The sequence below is a fragment of the Priestia sp. P5_B4 genome, assembly GCF_056400385.1.
Genome location: NZ_JBFULJ010001501.1, coordinates 1 through 550 on the forward strand (window position 1 = coordinate 1; position 550 = coordinate 550).

A 550-nucleotide genomic window follows, 5' to 3' on the forward strand; every position below is an offset into this window, starting at 1 on the left:
ATCATCAACAGGTAGCTGGAACAAATCTGGACATTCCCAGACTGCTACATGTGAGCCTTCCTGGTCACCAAATCGGCTCATTCTTGTCCACTTTTTCAGGTTTTTCGACCCGTAAAAGGTAACACTTTGATTGGTGGATACAACCATTACCCATTGTTTTGTTTCTTCATGCCAGAAAACTTTTGGATCCCGGAAATCCTTCCCTTCATTGTTCGGAAGAACTGGATTACCTTTATATTTAGTCCAAGTTCTACCATTATCTTTACTGTAAGCGAGACTTTGCTGTTCTAAGCCATCCAATGTGTTAGTAAAAATCGCAACAAGACCAGATTTGCCATCAAAGAAGCCACTTGTGTCATTCCAATCCACTACAGCACTCCCCGAAATAGCCTGGCCCAATTTATCATGTCCGAAGGCAACAGGCATATGTTTCCAATGAGTAAGATCTTTACTAATTGCGTGAGCCCAAGTTCCACTCTGTTGATGGAACAAATGATATTCTCCTTTATAAAAAATTAAACCATTTGGGTCAGCTAAATTACCTTCGGGT

The 550-nt window shown here is 40.9% G+C and carries 1 protein-coding gene; it reads right to left on the reverse strand.

The genetic code is table 11. From position 1 onward, the window contains the following. Positions 1 to 550 (reverse strand): glycoside hydrolase family 32 protein (locus tag AC1DRF_RS31850; RefSeq protein ID WP_477742806.1); only part of this gene is annotated, 550 nt, incomplete at both ends.